This window comes from Streptomyces antibioticus (assembly GCF_002019855.1).
Taxonomy (GTDB): Bacteria; Actinomycetota; Actinomycetes; order Streptomycetales; family Streptomycetaceae; genus Streptomyces; species Streptomyces antibioticus_B.
In genome coordinates this window covers 7,053,732-7,067,947 of record NZ_CM007717.1, presented here as the reverse complement: position 1 = coordinate 7,067,947, position 14,216 = coordinate 7,053,732, and the positions used below count along the sequence as shown (strand labels likewise).

Below are 14,216 nucleotides of genomic sequence, written 5' to 3'. Positions count from 1 at the left end.
CGGTCACCGGTCCTGCTCGAAGTTGACGGTCGCCAGCGACGCGAGTTCGTCGGCGTGACGGCGCTGCATCGCGTACAGCTCCCGCTCGTGCGGGTGGCACAGGGCGAGCGCACCCCAGCCGGGCCGCATCTTCGGGACCCAGGCCGCGCCGTAGCCTCCGCACGAGTTGCAGCGCAGGTTCCAGCCCATCCGCCCAGCGGCGGCGGCTTCCTCGGCGGTCGGCAGGGGCGGCCCGAACGGGTCGCGGGCGGTTTCGGTGGTGCTGGTCATCGGGGGTCCTTCCGTGATGGGGTGGGGGCACGGCCGCCCGGAATACGCCTCCGGGCGGCCGGCATGCGTGGGTGGTCACGCGGCTTGGTCGACGTGCAGCGCCAGGAACTGGTGGCCGATCCACTCGGAGTAGGCGGGCGGCACGGCTTGGCGGCCCTCGGTCTTGTTCATCCACGTGCAGCCCATCGCGTCCGCATAGGCGCGTTCGTCCTTGTGCTCGAACGCCATGAGCTTCCGGGCGCCCTTCGGGTGCCAGCAGGGCGGGAGCAGCTCCCCGCCGCCGCCCCACGACGTCTCGAAGACGCGGTGCCGACGGACGTTCAGGCCGAACTGGGAGCCGCACAGGATGTAATCCGGGCGCAGCGTCCCGTCCCACGCGGCTTCGGGAACGTTCTCGATGACCCACGGCCGGCCGGACGCCCGCTGAAGCTTCTTGCCGGGGGTGATCAGGTCGGGGTGGTTCTCCCGGCTGCCGCGCCACGCGGTGACCCGCGCCTTGGTCTGGCACGGCCAGGAGGCGTGGACGATCGCGTACCGCTCGACCTCGCCCGACTCGGTTATGGCGGCCAGGTATTCCAGGGCGTCGGCCTGGTGGAACTCGAACGGGTAGTTCGGCATGGGGAACTTGTCGACCCCGACGACGTCGAACCCGGCAAGCCAGTAGCCCCAGGAGAGGCCGCCGGCGCCGCAGCAGAGGTCGAGAACGGTGAGCCCGTTCGGGACGCGGGCGGATGCGCGGGCGGTCATTCCGGGTCCTGGGTGGTGCCGGCGGCAGCAGCGGCAGGGGCGGGCTCCAGGAGCGGCTCCCAGACGGCGCGCATCGTGGCCGCACAGTCGGCGAGGAACGCGCGCACTGCGGGTTCGTCGGCCTCCGTGACAGGGATCTGCTTCGACAGCAGCCACGCCTTGCGTTGGAGGACGAAAAACAGCAGCAGGTACTCGTCGCCGTCCCAGCCGTGGTGGCCGGGCTTGCGCCAGTCCCAGCGGATGAGGAAGTTCATGTCGCGGTCGCCGTCGACGAACCCTGTCTCGGCGGTGAAGTCCTGCCAGGAGGCGAAGTGCTCGTGCTGGCCGGTCTTGAAGAAGTTCCCTTCTGAGCAGTAGTACGGGTGATCGACTTCCCACAGGTGGGCGTCTGTCGTGTTCATGGTGTCCGTTCTGTGGTGATGGATGGCATGCACGGAAAAGGGGGGCGGTGGTGTCGTTGGTTGGGGGTGGGTGTGGTGTGTGGTGGTCTTGTTGGTTTCCGCTGGTCAGGGGGCGGGGGTGCCGCTGCCGGGGCAGGGGTGGCCGTGGGGTCCGTGTCGGCGGATGCGGCCGGCCAGGGTGATCAGGTGGCGGACGCAGCAGGCCGGGCATGCGGCCCGGTCACGGGAGGGCGGTTGGGGTTCGCCGCCGCGGGGGACGTGGAGGCCCCAGCCGGATGTTGTGAGGTATTCGGCGGCGCGTTCTGCTGCTCCGTGGGGGGTTTGCTGGTGGCTGGGGGTGGTGAGGCGGTAGTCGTCCAGGGCCGCCGCGATGACGGCGATCGCCGCGGGCGGGATGACGGTCACAGCTCGTGCTCCTTGATGAATTCCTCTTCCTCGGCGGCGTCAGCGTCGAAGCAGCGGACGCAGAGCCGGTAGTTCGGCAGGCCCTCGATACGGCGGGTGCACCAGTGGTCGCCCTGGTCCTCGATCTCCGCGATCAGTCGGGCGGCTTCGATGAGGTCGACGCGGCCGAGGGTGTCGATGCAGTCGTGGTCGGGCTTGCGGGGGAAGAGAGGGCGGGTCTGTCGGCAGCGGCGGCACTTGCCTTCGGCGGGCGGGGCGACGGTCATGCGGCTTGTCCCTTCTGGACAGGGGCGGTGCGGCGTTTGGCTTCGGCGATGAGTGCGAGGAGAGCGGGCCGGCATGCGGCGGTGTTGATGGCGCCGGTGCAGTCGGTGGCCGGTGGGATGTAGCCGGTCCAGACGTCGGGCCGGGCGTGGTTGATGGGTGGCTTGGTGAGCTGTTCGGCGAGGTCGGGGTGGCGGAGGACGAGGGCGCGCCGATGGGCGGCGGCGCGTTGGGCGTCGGCCATCTGGGTCTTGATGAATCGGCCGGCGTCGTTCTCGGCCATGAGGGCGCGGGCGTCGGAGAGGGTGATGGGCTCGCTCATGCGGCCATCCCCTTGCGTCGGTCGTCGCCCTTGAGTGCGACGCGTTCGCACATCTCGGTGAGGCGGGAGGCGATGCGTTCGCCGAGGGCGTCACGGAGTTGGGCGGGCGGGACGTTGCTGGTGAAGATGCCGGGCTTGCATTGCTCGTAGCGGTGGTTGATGAGCCGGTAGGTGACCTCTTCGGTCCACTCGGTGAGTTTGGCGGCGGCGAGGTCGTCGACGAAGAGGACGTCGGCGCCGACGATCTGCTCGAAGGTGGCTTCGCTGTCGCGGCCGGTGCGGGGGCGGAGTTGGGCGTAGAGGTCGGCGGCGGTGTAGGCAGCCCACTTGAGGGCGGCGCCGGTTTCGGCGAGGGCGCGGAGGACGGAGTAGGCGTAGTGGGTTTTGCCGGTTCCGGTGGGGCCGATGATGAGGAGGCTTCGGGTGGTCTCGGGGGTGGTGGTGACGGTGTGGGCCCAGGCGGTGGCGAGGTCGGTGGGGCGGGCGCTGATGTAGCGGCGGGGGACTTTGGACTCGAAGTGGGTGATGGCCCTCTGGCGCTGTTCTTCGGCGGCGTTGAGGAAGTGTTGGCGGACGAAGTCGAGTTCGGCGGGCTGGAGGGTGTCGTGTCCGGTCTTGCGGTTGAGGTAGTCGTGGATGCGGGCGGCGCCTTCGTTGGTGCCTTCGGGGGTGAGGAGGAAGTCGGTGGGGTCGGGGAGGATGTAGCGGCCGGCGGGGATGCCGAGGGCGGCGAGGTCGAGCTTGGGGCGGCGGTGGCTGGGTGGGGTCCAGTGGTTGGTCATGCTGGGGGTCCTTAGATGAGGGGTTCGTCGTAGACGGACTGGTCGGTGGGGTTGCGCCAGGGCTGCCAGCCGCCGGACACGGCGCGGAGCGCGGGACGTTCGCCGGGCGCTTGGGCGGAGGCGTAGTCGTCCTCGTAGCGCTCTTCACGCAGCCAGTTGGCGGAGTACTTCGTGTAGCGCTGGTCTTCGCCGGCCCGCTCTCGGGCGTAGGCCTGCGCAGCGGCCGCGATCTTCTCCGGGTCCGCGCCCTTCGCCAGGGCTTCGCGCCAGGCGGTGAGGGTGGCCGGGCGGTTGCGGCTCTTGGGGTAGACGATCCAGAAGGCTCCGAAGGCGGAGAGATCTTCGTCGTCTCGCTTGGCGGCGGCGGAAGAAGAAGTCGTGTTCTTCCCCGTGTTCGTCTCACCGTTTTCTTCTTTAGACGTACCAGCGTGTGGCACGTCGGAAAGCGGTACGTCGGTGCGACCTGCGGGAATGGTCATTTGCCCTGGTGGGACCGACGTACCGGCAGGTGGTACGTCGGTGGTGGTCTCCGACGTACCAGCGTGCGGCACGTCGGAGTGACCTGCGGTTTCTCGCGTTTCCGCAGGTGGCGCCGACGTACCAGCGTGCGGTACGTCGGTGAGGGTGAGCACGGTGCCGTACCGGCCTCCGGACAGGACGTCCTTGCCGGCGGAGAGATAGCCGTGTTCCTTCAGCTCGGCGAAGGCGGCGCGGAAGGCGCGGCGGCCGGGGCTGTTCTTGCCGTGCTTGGCGACGGAGGCGCGCCACATGTCGTCGGCGGTCGCCTCCCATCCGTCGGGTCGGCTGAGGAGTTCGACGAGGATGCCGCGCGCCATGTGGCTGAGTCGGTCGTCCCGCACGGTGGCGTTGGGGACTTGGAGGAAGTCCCCCGTCAGCCTGCTGCGCCGGATCTTCACGTGGTCTCTCTTCTCGCCGGTGTTACTGGTCAGGGCATGACGAACTGCGCCCCCTTCAGGGGGGCCTCGCCTTCCCGACGTAGTCCCTAGTGTACACTTGGGTACGCAGATGTACCTCAGCTACCCTGTGCGTATGCCTGCGAACACAAGCGCTGAGATCGGAATCCGCGACCTGAGGGCCAAGCTGTCCGACGTCGTGAACGACACCGCCGTCTACGGCCAGATCACCTACGTGACCAGCCGGGGTCGGCGCGTGGCCGCGATCGTGCCCGTACCGGACGCGGAAGCCATCGAGGAGAAGAAGAAGCCAGGGGGAGACAGTCCCCCGGCCTGACCGAGGAGACTGCCCGTGCCGCGTATCGACATGACCCGCCGGACCGCCCTGTACCGCCTCTTCGACACCGAGGGGCGGTTGCTCTACGTCGGGATCACCTTCAATCCCGACAACCGCTGGGCGGAGCACGCCACTTCCAAGAGCTGGTGGCCTGACGTCACCGAGAAGCGCATCGAGTGGCACGAGTCGCGGACCGACGCCGCTGCGGCCGAAGTCGCCGTGATCGCCGCCGAACTGCCGCTCTACAACAAGCAGGACAGCCCGCAGCCCTTCGAGGGCGTGACGACAAAGGAGGGCACCAAGCCGTCGCGCATCGTCCGCATCGACGACGACACGTGGGAGGACTACGGCAAGCTGTGCGCGGAGAAGGGCCTCGCGCGCGCGGCCGACGTGCGCATGTACATCAAGAGCGAGATCCGCGCGTACCAGCAGCGGCAGCGCTCCGAGTCCTGACACCGTCCCCCTCCTCTCCTCGCGGGCCCCAGACGGGGCCCGTTGTCGTGTGCGGCTACTGGCCGACGGGTGCCGTGCAGTGCTTGCAGAAGCCGGCGGCGGGCGGGACCGGGGCGTGGCAGCGGGGGCAGTTCATGCGGCTCTCCCCGCTTGCGCGGCGCGGGTGCCGCGCCAAACCGACACGGCTGAGTGCTCTCCGGTGGGACGTAGCGAGCGGTCGAAGCCGCAGTGTTCGAGGAGCCCGTCACGCACCAGGGACTGCGTGAAATTGCCCCAGTCGGCGCGGGCGCAGGGCGGTTCGGGGAGGTCGTTCTCGCGGGCGATCTCGTAGGTGGTGAAGCGCTGGCCAGTGCGCGCGGCTTCGACGAACGCGGGCCGGACTTGGTCGCACCAGGTGTGGTAGTCGGGGGCAGGGGTGGGGAGGGTGCCGTCGAGGGTGGGTTGTTGTGCGGGCATGGGGTCCTCCGTTCAGTCGAGGGGTGGGGCCGCCCCGGTTGGGGGAAGTCGGGGCGGCCCCGATTCAGTTGGTCTTGTGGTCGACGGCGGCCTGCGCCGCCCGGTAGGTGTGAGGCGAGGACCGGCGCTTCCCGGACGCGATCGCACGCGCGTCATGGACCCGCGAGTCGCTGATCGGCGACGGCGTCGTCCACGCCCCCGGCAGCCGCCCCTTGCCCGGCTGCGGCTCCGGCTTCCCGGCCAGCGCGGACGGGGTGTGGAGCGGGCAGGCAAGCCCGGGAAGGTACAGACGCACTCCCTCGGTCGCCTCGCAGTACCGCTGCTCGGCGCCGATCCAGTGCGCGCACCGGGCGCTCACGCGATCTCCGGGAGGCGGACCCCGCGGCGGCGCAGGATCGCCCGACGCTCGCCCTCCGACAACCCGCCCCACACCCCGACCGGCTCACGATGGTCGAGCGCCCACCGCCCGCACACCACCCGCACCGGGCACCGCCAGCACACCGCTTTCGCATGCCGCTCCGCCGCTTTTGCCGCAGGCGTGGCACCCACCGGGAACCAACTGTCGGGGTCCTCGCTGCGGCACAGTCCTTGCAACCGCCAGTCCCCACCCGGATCCGAGTCGGGCACCTGCCCGGTGTAGGCGCTCACGCCACGGCCCCGAGAACGGCGGCGTACAGGGCGCGGAGGCGGGCGTCTTCCATGTGGTCGGGCGCGACACAGTCCGGGAAGTTGCAGCCTGCTTTCACCCGCCCCTCCGGCTCCCGCCCATGCCCCATCCGGAACGCGATCCGTCGGGCCTGATGACTGCGGTTCTGCCAGGTGAGAACGGGCGCCCCTTCACGGCGCTGCCCCGTCCATTCCACATGCCCGCCCTCAACCAGTCGGGTGTGGGTGCGCCAGCAGTCGTCCAGCGGCGCCACCACCCGCGTCACGTTCGGCATGCCCTCCTCAGCCCGGATCCGGGCCACGCGCAGCGGGTTGGTGCGCAGCAAGATGCCGATCTGCCGGTTCGACATGCCCTGCCCGATCAGGGCGAGGACGTCTGTGCGGGTGCCGTTGGCGGCCGGCCCCTTCGGGAGGCGGCGGCGCTGCGCCTGCTCGTATTGGCGGCGGGCGTTGCGCATCGCCTGGTCTTCGAGGTGCGCTCCGGCGACACAGCCCGGCGTGTTGCAGGCGAGGGTGGCGCGGCCTTCGGGGTTGCGGCCGTGGCGGATGCGGAACGCGATGCGGTAGACGGAGTGGGAGGTGTGCCTGCGTTGGATGACGGGGGTGTCGCCGCGGCGGCCGCCGGTCCACAGGATGTGCCCGTCTGTGCTGGGCTGAGCGTGGGCGTGGTAAGCGGCTTCGAGGCTGGGGTGCTTGGGTGTGGATCCGCGCAGTGGTGCGGGGAGTCCGTGTTGGGTGCGGATTTTGTGGACGGTGGGCCGGCTGATGCCGAGCTGTTTGGCGATGGCGGTTTCGGTCATGGTGCCGAGGCGGAGAAGCCGCAGGACGGGTTCGCGGTCGATCTGTTGGGTGAACGGCATCAGGGGGTCACCTCCCGGGTGGTGTGCTTGCGGTTGTGGTCGCGTCCGGCTTTGCGGCAGTCCCGGCACACACAGCCCGCCTGGAAGCCGGCCAGGCCGTGGGTGGTGTGGCGGGTGGTGGGGAGCAGGCCGAGGGCGTCGAGGAACTCCTGCCGCTCGCCGACGCTGGTGCCGGCGAGTACGGCGTGGAGGGCGGCCCGCTGCACTTCCGTCGCGGTGTTCCCGGCGAGGGCGAGCGCGTCGAAACGCGGCAGGTCCGTACCCGCCGCCATCACGCGGCCCTCCCCATCTGCTCACGGTGGGCCTTCTGGACCCGCCACACGGTGCGGGGGCTGCACCCCACCAGCGCGGCGATCTCTTCCGGTTCCATGCCGCCCCGCTTCAAGAGCCGCAGGATCGCGGCTGTCCGTTCCTCACGCTCCGCGTTCGCCCGGCCAGCCTCACGCTGGCTCTTGGTCTGCCCGGCCCACAGCCCGTGCTTGTCGTGGGCGGTGACCTCGAGGTCGAGACGTGCGGTGTGTGCGGCGCACTGGGCGCGGACCGGGCAGCGGGCACAGATCCGTTTGGCCTCGGTGTAGTTGGCGCCGTCGTCGGAGTGCCACAGGCCGGGATCCGTCTGGGCGCAGCGGGCGTCAGCCATCCAGTCGTAGCGGCTCACGCGGCTACCTCCTTGGCGGCCAGGTGCCCGGCGAACTGGCGGCCGATCCACTCCGCGTAGGCGGGCGGGATCGCTTCGCGGATGCCGTCCCGGTTCATCCACGGCACACCCCACTCGCTGCGGATGATGCCGACGCCGGCGAAGTTCCCGATCGCCTGGATGGCCTCGCCGTTGAGGGCGGAACGGCCGAGCTTCACCTGGCGGACTGCGTGCTCCGGGTGTCCGGGCTGCGGGAGGGCCCAGCCGCCGGTAGAGAAGTAGCGGTGCCGGTACGTGCGGGCCAGGCCGAACATGGCACCGCACAGCATCACCGGCTCCCGCAGCTTCGGAACCGCCCCGCCCACGTTCTCGATCACATACGGCAGGCCGAGGTCTTCGAGCGCCACACGGGTGGGCTCGATCAGGTCCGGGTGCTCGTTGTCCTGGATCCGCTGGCAGTCGGAGTCGAACTGGCACGGCGGGGATGCGTGGACGAACGCGACCTCACGGCGGATCCAGTCGGCGTGGACGGTGAGGAAGCTGATCGCGTCGGACTGCCAGAATTCGTCGCCGATGTAGCGGGGCTGGTCGTCGAGGTCGACACCGACCACGGTGTATCCGGCGGCCTGGTAGCCGGCGGTGGCTCCGCCCTGGCAGCAGTACAGGTCGAGAACAGTGCGCTTCACCGGGCGCCCCCTGCCGTATGGATGGTGACGTGTCCGTGGGCGTCGCAGCGGTGGGCGCCCGCGTGGACGGCGACCGGTACTTCCGCACGGCAGCCGGCGCAGTACCCGAACGCGGCGACCGGCCAGCCCGGCCCGTGGACCGCGAGCGCCGGGATCAGATGGTGGCCGGGCACAAACTCCTCGACCGGCCGGCGACTGCCGCGGTGTCGGCCTGCTGCCGGAAGGGGGGTGAGTGCCCAGCGGATGACGAGGACGACCATGACGAAGGCCAGCGCGAGAACAGCAAGCCCCACCTGCGCGGTGCCGGTCATGATGTGGCCCCGTTCTGGCGGAGGTCGTGCAGCTCCCGGGTGTCCGCAACATGCGACGTCTGCAACTCGCTGACCCGCTCGTCCAGCAGACGGCAGCGTTCCTCCGCCCGCCTCAGCCGCGCCGACGGCCCCTCGCGGCGCACCAGCGGCGCACCGTCCAACGGCGCTTTCTCTCGCTCGTCCGCGGACACCGTGAGCGCGGCTCGGCGGCCTTCCTCACGAGCGGCCCGGACGCGCTCCTCCATGCGGTCGAGCTGCCTGGCCGCCTTCACCGCAAGGTCAGTCAGCTCGCGGACCTCGGCGCGCGCCTGCCACAGCGCGGGCAGGTAGCGGGCCACACCCTTCTGGAGACGGGCGACGCGGTCCTCCAGCCCAGCGAGGTGGTCCGGGTCCGACTCCGTCAGCCGGCTGATGCGGCGGCCGAGTTCGAGGGTTCGGTCGTGCAGCCGCTTGTTCGCGGAGTCTGCGTCCGCGAGCTGGCGCAGGATGCGCCCGCGGGTGAACTCGGCGGTCTCCTTGTCCTGGCGGGCGCGGTCGCGCTGGTCACGGAGGCGGGCGTTGTCGGCGCGCAGGGATTTGATCAGGGCGTCGTGCCGACGGCGGGAAACGAACGGTAGGAGGCTCATCGGGCGCCTCCGTCCTGCTGCGCCGGGATCAGTGGCCACTGCCCGTTGACGACCGCGGCTGGATCTTTCTGCCGCAGGTACTCCTGGAACGACGCCGCCTGCGCGGCCGCCCAGTCCTGCTGCTGGTCGTGGAGTTCGTGGAGGAGCGCGTTGCCGATCTCCCTGAACCTGGAGGCGATCCGCCATGCGACCCGGCACGCGGCAATCGCGTCCGCGTCTGCGGAGTGCGCCCCATCCAGAGCGACGTGATAGTGGGCGCACAGGTCGGTCAGTGTCCGCTTGCCGCGCCGGTACGGGTCGACGCCCTTGTCGAGGACGCGGGGGTCGATCACCTGCAGTTCGTCGCCCACCACCTCGGTGAGGGGCTGCACGCCGTACCGTCGGGCCTCCCTGTCCAACAGGGTCAGGTCGAACGGGGCGTTCATGATGACGAGCGGGGTCCCCGCGAGGATCACCTGCGTGAGTCCGGCGATCAGCTCCTCGATTGCCTCGGCTGCGTCCTCGCCGTCGGCCTTCGCCTTCGCTGTGGTTACGCCGTGGACGGCGGTGGCCTCCTCGGGGATGTCGACGCCCGGGTTGAGGAGCCAGTTCGCGGTGATCGGCTGCTGCTTGCCGCCGACCTCGACGATGCACGCGGTGACGATACGGTCCGTCTCGACGTCGACGCCGGTGGTCTCGGTATCGAATCCGGCCAGTCGGCCGAGGTGCCACGGGGTGGGCTGGTTCATGGTGTGGTCTCCTAGGTGAGCCCGGCGGCCGCATTACGGGTGCGGCCGCCGGGTGCTGGGTGGACTACCTGCTGCCGGGCTGCGCGGCCGTCGGCCACGTGGCCGGCTCGCGCGGGCCGTCGTCGACGACCTCGGCCGTGTACACGCCCTCGTCGTCCGGGCCCTCGTCGTTGCCGGAGGCGGCACCCTCGGCGCGCTTCTTTTCCTCTGCCTTGACCTCGTCCGCGCGTTGCTTAAGCGCCGCGATCAGGTCGTCCGTGAGGTGGCCCGCGGCGTGCGCGGCCCGGTAGACGTCTTGCACGTCGTCGACAGTCAGCGCCGCCAGGGCGTCGGCGAGGTAGTTCGGGCGGGGCGCCTCGATCGCCGCCCGCGCCTGCCCACCCGGGTCGAGGGCGGTCGCCGCGTTCATCGGGCCGGCCAGCGCCTGTCGCGGCGTCACGCCCCGCAGCTCGACCACGACGACGGGGAACTTCTTCGTCTCCCCGTTCGCGACCCGCTGCCGCGGCTCGATCCGCAACGTGACCGGCACGAACCCGTCACCGCGGGTGCCGGCGAGGACCATGTCGACCATGCCGCCCCACTCCTGCGCGGCGTAGAAGGAGTGGGTCTCGGCCCGCCACATGCCCATTCCGGACAGGTCGGGGAGCATCACGTTCAGGCGGGAGGTGGTGGAGCAGACGACGCCCTTCTTCTGCTGGTGCCAGTCCTCACCGAACCGTGCGAGGCAGATGCAGGGCTGCCGGGTCAACGTCTCCGTCTCGCCGTCGCAACGGCGCTGGCATCCCCCCTTCGACCACATCTCGTTGTACTGGTTGAGCGGATCCCCCGGGGTGATCAGCGCCTCGATCGAGGACGCCTTCGTGATGACCCGCCACTGGGAGATCGTCGAGTTCAGCGGCGCCCACTGCTCCACCTCGCCACCCCACAGAGCGGCAGCGGTACGAACGTGCTCCTCCGAGTGAGAGGTGATGACCCACGTCGCGGACCGCATGGGCCGGTTGCCCTGGGTGTATCCGGTACGGAGCCGGCCGTGCTCGGCGGCGCGGGCTTGGATGTTGCGGAGTCGGGAGCCCATCAGGCTGCTGCCTTTCGGTTGCGTCGCCTCGGCGCGGGCTCGTGCCCGGGAGCGAACAGCGCGGGGTAGGTGGACGGCGCGGCGTGCAGCCAGCGCGTGTTCTCCAGCGCGCCGCGGAACGCCCGGTGAGCGGTCCGGTCGGCAGGCATCGGCACGAGCGCGTGGGAGCCGGCGCGGAGGTTGAGGACGCCCGTGCGCTCGATGCGGGGCATCGGCTCCTCGGTGTCGTCGGGGAGGAGGACCGTCTCGCAGTACCGCAGCGCGGCAAGCTGGAGCGTGTTCTCCGGGTAGACAGACTTCGCGGGGCGGGTGGCCGAGGACTTGTAGTCGATGAGCCACAGCTCCAGCCGTCCGTCCGGCCCGGTCGGCAGCCACACCATGAGGTCCGCTGTGCCGGCGTAGCCGAGCCTGCGGTGGAGGCAGGTGATCTCGGTCGCGACGACGTGCTCGTCGAGGTCGATGCCCCACGAGGCGAGCCACAGGTCGAACTGGGCGAGGTAGGGCAGGACTTGCGGGTCGTCGGGGATCGGCGCCTTCAGGGCGCGTGCTTCGGCGGCGTTGTGGACGCGGTCGCCGAGGTCGGCGGCCTGCTCGCGGACGTCGCGGTGGACGGCCTTGAGTTCCTTCGTGAGCTCCGTGCGGTCGTCGGCGACGCGGTCGGCAATGACCTGCCAGCGGTCGAGTGTGTACTCGACGGTGAGCTTCACGCCCCACGGGACGAGGGCCATGGACTTGTTGACTGCGGTGTCGAGGACGTTGGTGACGGACACGAGGTCCGGCCCCCCGGCGGGGTCGCTGTAGTAGCGGCCCCGCGGGGTGTCGTGGGCGTGCTTGGGGTTGGTCACCCGTGGCCGTCCTTTCGGTGGCAGGGGCAGGGCAGCCAGGTCGACGCGCCAAGCCCGGCGAACAGGCCGGCGGCCATGTCGGCGGCCCATGCGGTGGTCGGGTTGGGGACGGGGAGGAGGTCGGCCAGGCAGACGGCGGCGACGGCGATGGCGAGGACGGCGACCGTGTGGGCGGCGACCAACAGCCGGTAGCGGAAGGTCACTGGGTCACCGCCTTCGGCTCGTACCAGGTGCAGCCCGGCGTCCCGTGCCGGATGAGGTGTCCGGCCACGACGAGGGCTTGCAGGTCGCGGGATGCGGTGCCGGGGCTGACCGGGTGGTGGCCCGCGTCCCGCAGGACACGGACGGCGCGGCCCGACTTCCACCTGCCGTGCGGGCCTGCCTGGATCGCGGCGAGGAGCGCGGCCTGGCGGTCGGCCTGCTGCCGCTGGCGGGCAACGAGCGCGGCGACGGCGGTCATGACGCGCGCCTGTCGGTCTGCTCGGGCAGGGGGTTGGCCTTGAGGTGGCGGCGGGTCGCGGCGTGCGACGGATGCTTGATCTGTGCCGCGCCCTTCGTGAAGCGGCCCGACGTCCGCCGCACCACCTCCGTCAACTCCGCGAGGAGACGCCGCAGGTCGGGCATGGTGACCTCGACCTGCGCCGTGTCCATCCCCGCCACGTCCTCGACCTCATCGAGCGCGGCGTCCAGCTCGCCCTCACGCGCCACCCCGCCGACCACAGCGGCGAGTTCGTCGAGCGCGTCCAGGACGGCATCCCGCGTGTCCGGGTCCGACCACTGCGCCACAAGCTGGATCAGGGTCTCGTTGCGGATCTGGTCAACACGCAGCACGCCGTGAAGGGCGTTGGCGCCCGTGTTGAACGACAGGCCCGGCTTGCTGGAGTGGTTCATGCCATGGCCCCTTTCGGGGAGGTGGTGAGGAGGATGAGGAGGGCGGCCGCGTCCCGGCAGAAGTCACGGGACACACGCACCAGGTGGGAGACGACAGCCCCCGCAGGCCGCACCACGGCCGCGAAGTCGGTCTCGACGAGGAGGAAGAACGGCACCAACGACGCGGCGAACAAGGCCACCGAGAACAACACCGCCGATGCCGGGGTGAGATCGGCGAACAGGAACGAGAGGAGCGCCATCACACGCCACCCGCCTCGGGCAGGTCGCGGCCCACCCGGTACGTGTGATGCAGACCGAACTCGTCGTCCGTCCGCAGCGCTTGCGTCGGAGCGAGCATCTGCGTCAGCCTGTCCGCCGACTTCGCCACCGAAGCGGCATCCTCCGCAGGCCATGCCACGGGCAGACCGAGCAGCTCCGCTAGCTGGCGGCGCGCCGCCGCGTGCCCCTGCCACCGGTCGTAGTCGTGACCGTTGTCCGGGTGGCAGTTGCGGATCGCGGTGATGTACTCGGCGCGCGCGGCAACGAACTTGGTGACGGCGGCCTCGCGCTGCTCCTTCTCCCGCAGTTCCTGCACCGCGTCGTCGAGCGCCTCGTTCGTCGAGTGCCGCTCCGCCAGCAGACGGTCGATCTCCGCCAGCAGGACAACCTCGTCCGCCTCCGGATCCTCCGCCCACTCCCGCATCACCGTGCACCGCTGGCACATCTCGCGATTCGGGTACTGCGACGGGCCCCAGACGTGCGGCAGGCGCTCGTCATCCGACTCGAACTGCGCGGCCTCACAGTGCGACCGCTTTCTGCGGATCAGCTCCAGACGGTCCGCCGACAGCGGCTGCGGCTCGGTACCCACCGGCATCGGCAGGGCATCCGCCGCCCCCACGATCACGTGCTCCGCCAACTCCGCCAGCGTCGCCATCACGAAGTCGGGGCACGTTTTCACGGCCTCCGGCGCGTACAAGGCGATCCCGCCCGACGTCACCGTCCGCCGCGTCCAACAGACGCCGTCCGCCGTGTTCACCACCAGCGGGGCGCTCACGCCGCCACCACCAGGGACTCGTCAGCCACCCGCGGCGCCGACGCCTGCTCCACCGTCAGCGGAACACCATGCCCCGTCAGCTCGAACCTGACGCCACGGAAACGATCCGACGACGCCAACCACACACTCGACCCGCCGGCCACCAGGTCCACCAGATCGGCCGGCAGACCGAGCGCCTCCCGCCACGCCTCGAAATGCGACGGGTGCATGAGCTGGACGGTGAACCAGCAGCCAGTGGTCTGGACGACGATGTACGGGCGCGGCAGCTCGGCGAACTCCGCGGCCAGCGCCATCAGCGCCTCGAAGACGGGCGCCTGCTCGCTCGCGCGTCCGGGGTCGGGCGCGGTGAACGCGGGGAGGAAGGTCTGGGATGATGTGGTCACGGGGACCTCTTTCTGTGATGAGGGGTTGCCGAAGTCGTGGGCTCGCCGGGCCGGGAAGTCGGGCGGGCCTTCGGCGTTAATGGGTGGATCAGGCGGCGTCAGCTACGGGTCCAGCGGCGGACAC

At 70.5% G+C, this 14,216-nt stretch carries 28 protein-coding genes; 2 read left to right on the top strand and 26 right to left on the bottom strand.

Annotation, left to right across the window (positions count from 1 at the left end):
• Nucleotides 1–3 precede the first annotated feature (3 nt).
• The 8 genes from AFM16_RS31995 to AFM16_RS31960 form a co-directional block, all read right to left on the bottom strand.
• Entirely contained in the window at nt 4–270 is a 267-nt protein-coding gene (locus AFM16_RS31995) for a hypothetical protein (protein WP_078635961.1), read from the bottom strand.
• A gap of 75 nt (nt 271–345) precedes the next feature.
• Entirely contained in the window at nt 346–1,017 is a 672-nt protein-coding gene (locus AFM16_RS31990) for a DNA cytosine methyltransferase (protein WP_078635960.1), read from the bottom strand.
• Entirely contained in the window at nt 1,014–1,418 is a 405-nt protein-coding gene (locus AFM16_RS31985; RefSeq protein ID WP_078635959.1) for a hypothetical protein, read from the bottom strand. The genes AFM16_RS31990 and AFM16_RS31985 overlap by 4 nt, the downstream gene beginning before the upstream one ends.
• A 105-nt stretch (nt 1,419–1,523) precedes the next feature.
• Nucleotides 1,524–1,823 carry a hypothetical protein gene (locus AFM16_RS31980; protein ID WP_078635958.1) on the bottom strand — a complete coding sequence of 100 codons (300 nt, stop codon included), beginning with the start codon at nt 1,821–1,823 and terminating at the stop codon, nt 1,524–1,526.
• The gene (locus AFM16_RS31975) at nt 1,820–2,089 is read right to left on the bottom strand and encodes a hypothetical protein (RefSeq protein ID WP_078635957.1); all 270 of its coding nucleotides are present in this window, start codon (nt 2,087–2,089) and stop codon (nt 1,820–1,822) included. Before AFM16_RS31975 ends, AFM16_RS31980 begins: the two co-directional genes overlap by 4 nt.
• Entirely contained in the window at nt 2,086–2,409 is a 324-nt protein-coding gene (locus AFM16_RS31970) for a hypothetical protein (protein WP_078635956.1), read from the bottom strand. Before AFM16_RS31970 ends, AFM16_RS31975 begins: the two co-directional genes overlap by 4 nt.
• The gene (locus tag AFM16_RS31965; RefSeq protein WP_078635955.1) at nt 2,406–3,191 is read right to left on the bottom strand and encodes an ATP-binding protein; all 786 of its coding nucleotides are present in this window, start codon (nt 3,189–3,191) and stop codon (nt 2,406–2,408) included. Before AFM16_RS31965 ends, AFM16_RS31970 begins: the two co-directional genes overlap by 4 nt.
• An 11-nt stretch (nt 3,192–3,202) precedes the next feature.
• Complete coding sequence (locus AFM16_RS31960) at nt 3,203–4,108, bottom strand: LvrA C-terminal domain-related protein (protein WP_078635954.1); 906 nt, start codon at nt 4,106–4,108, stop codon at nt 3,203–3,205.
• A 133-nt stretch (nt 4,109–4,241) separates the two neighbouring features.
• Between AFM16_RS31960 and AFM16_RS31955 the strand changes: the two genes are divergently transcribed.
• Nucleotides 4,242–4,442 (top strand): type II toxin-antitoxin system prevent-host-death family antitoxin, encoded by a 201-nt coding sequence (locus AFM16_RS31955; RefSeq protein WP_078635953.1) that lies wholly within the window; start codon nt 4,242–4,244, stop codon nt 4,440–4,442.
• Between the two features lie 15 nt (nt 4,443–4,457).
• Nucleotides 4,458–4,895, top strand: a complete 438-nt coding sequence (locus AFM16_RS31950) for a GIY-YIG nuclease family protein (RefSeq protein ID WP_078635952.1) — start codon at nt 4,458–4,460, stop codon at nt 4,893–4,895.
• A gap of 132 nt (nt 4,896–5,027) precedes the next feature.
• Here the strand turns inward: AFM16_RS31950 and AFM16_RS31945 are convergent, their stop codons facing one another.
• From AFM16_RS31945 to AFM16_RS31865, 18 genes are all read right to left on the bottom strand, one after another.
• Nucleotides 5,028–5,351: a hypothetical protein gene (locus tag AFM16_RS31945; RefSeq protein ID WP_078635951.1), complete on the bottom strand. Its 324-nt coding sequence runs from the start codon at nt 5,349–5,351 to the stop codon at nt 5,028–5,030.
• A 64-nt stretch (nt 5,352–5,415) separates the two neighbouring features.
• The gene (locus tag AFM16_RS31940) at nt 5,416–5,709 is read right to left on the bottom strand and encodes a hypothetical protein (protein ID WP_078635950.1); all 294 of its coding nucleotides are present in this window, start codon (nt 5,707–5,709) and stop codon (nt 5,416–5,418) included.
• The gene (locus AFM16_RS31935) at nt 5,706–5,978 is read right to left on the bottom strand and encodes a WhiB family transcriptional regulator (RefSeq protein ID WP_078637156.1); all 273 of its coding nucleotides are present in this window, start codon (nt 5,976–5,978) and stop codon (nt 5,706–5,708) included. Before AFM16_RS31935 ends, AFM16_RS31940 begins: the two co-directional genes overlap by 4 nt.
• A 17-nt stretch (nt 5,979–5,995) precedes the next feature.
• Nucleotides 5,996–6,877 (bottom strand): hypothetical protein, encoded by an 882-nt coding sequence (locus tag AFM16_RS31930; protein WP_078635948.1) that lies wholly within the window; start codon nt 6,875–6,877, stop codon nt 5,996–5,998.
• Nucleotides 6,877–7,149, bottom strand: a complete 273-nt coding sequence (locus AFM16_RS31925; protein ID WP_078635946.1) for a hypothetical protein — start codon at nt 7,147–7,149, stop codon at nt 6,877–6,879. Before AFM16_RS31925 ends, AFM16_RS31930 begins: the two co-directional genes overlap by 1 nt.
• Entirely contained in the window at nt 7,149–7,535 is a 387-nt protein-coding gene (locus AFM16_RS38795) for a WhiB family transcriptional regulator (protein WP_107419191.1), read from the bottom strand. The genes AFM16_RS31925 and AFM16_RS38795 overlap by 1 nt, the downstream gene beginning before the upstream one ends.
• Nucleotides 7,532–8,200 carry a DNA cytosine methyltransferase gene (locus AFM16_RS31915; protein WP_107419190.1) on the bottom strand — a complete coding sequence of 223 codons (669 nt, stop codon included), beginning with the start codon at nt 8,198–8,200 and terminating at the stop codon, nt 7,532–7,534. Before AFM16_RS31915 ends, AFM16_RS38795 begins: the two co-directional genes overlap by 4 nt.
• Entirely contained in the window at nt 8,197–8,511 is a 315-nt protein-coding gene (locus AFM16_RS38790) for a hypothetical protein (RefSeq protein ID WP_107419189.1), read from the bottom strand. Before AFM16_RS38790 ends, AFM16_RS31915 begins: the two co-directional genes overlap by 4 nt.
• Complete coding sequence (locus AFM16_RS31910; protein ID WP_078635944.1) at nt 8,508–9,137, bottom strand: hypothetical protein; 630 nt, start codon at nt 9,135–9,137, stop codon at nt 8,508–8,510. Before AFM16_RS31910 ends, AFM16_RS38790 begins: the two co-directional genes overlap by 4 nt.
• Nucleotides 9,134–9,865 (bottom strand): 3'-5' exonuclease, encoded by a 732-nt coding sequence (locus tag AFM16_RS31905; protein WP_078635942.1) that lies wholly within the window; start codon nt 9,863–9,865, stop codon nt 9,134–9,136. Before AFM16_RS31905 ends, AFM16_RS31910 begins: the two co-directional genes overlap by 4 nt.
• A gap of 64 nt (nt 9,866–9,929) precedes the next feature.
• On the bottom strand, nt 9,930–10,940 hold the full coding sequence (locus tag AFM16_RS31900; RefSeq protein ID WP_078635940.1) for a recombination directionality factor: 1,011 nt from the start codon (nt 10,938–10,940) through the stop codon (nt 9,930–9,932).
• Nucleotides 10,940–11,785 (bottom strand): hypothetical protein, encoded by an 846-nt coding sequence (locus AFM16_RS31895; protein ID WP_078635938.1) that lies wholly within the window; start codon nt 11,783–11,785, stop codon nt 10,940–10,942. Before AFM16_RS31895 ends, AFM16_RS31900 begins: the two co-directional genes overlap by 1 nt.
• The gene (locus AFM16_RS31890) at nt 11,782–11,988 is read right to left on the bottom strand and encodes a hypothetical protein (protein WP_078635936.1); all 207 of its coding nucleotides are present in this window, start codon (nt 11,986–11,988) and stop codon (nt 11,782–11,784) included. The genes AFM16_RS31895 and AFM16_RS31890 overlap by 4 nt, the downstream gene beginning before the upstream one ends.
• A complete protein-coding gene (locus AFM16_RS31885; RefSeq protein WP_078635934.1) occupies nt 11,985–12,245 on the bottom strand; it encodes a hypothetical protein in 261 nt (86 codons plus the stop codon). Before AFM16_RS31885 ends, AFM16_RS31890 begins: the two co-directional genes overlap by 4 nt.
• Complete coding sequence (locus AFM16_RS31880; RefSeq protein WP_078635932.1) at nt 12,242–12,676, bottom strand: hypothetical protein; 435 nt, start codon at nt 12,674–12,676, stop codon at nt 12,242–12,244. Before AFM16_RS31880 ends, AFM16_RS31885 begins: the two co-directional genes overlap by 4 nt.
• The gene (locus AFM16_RS31875; protein WP_078635930.1) at nt 12,673–12,915 is read right to left on the bottom strand and encodes a hypothetical protein; all 243 of its coding nucleotides are present in this window, start codon (nt 12,913–12,915) and stop codon (nt 12,673–12,675) included. The genes AFM16_RS31880 and AFM16_RS31875 overlap by 4 nt, the downstream gene beginning before the upstream one ends.
• Nucleotides 12,915–13,709 (bottom strand): hypothetical protein, encoded by a 795-nt coding sequence (locus AFM16_RS31870; protein ID WP_078635928.1) that lies wholly within the window; start codon nt 13,707–13,709, stop codon nt 12,915–12,917. Before AFM16_RS31870 ends, AFM16_RS31875 begins: the two co-directional genes overlap by 1 nt.
• A complete protein-coding gene (locus AFM16_RS31865) occupies nt 13,706–14,092 on the bottom strand; it encodes a hypothetical protein (protein WP_078635926.1) in 387 nt (128 codons plus the stop codon). Before AFM16_RS31865 ends, AFM16_RS31870 begins: the two co-directional genes overlap by 4 nt.
• Between the last annotated feature and the right edge of the window lie 124 nt (nt 14,093–14,216).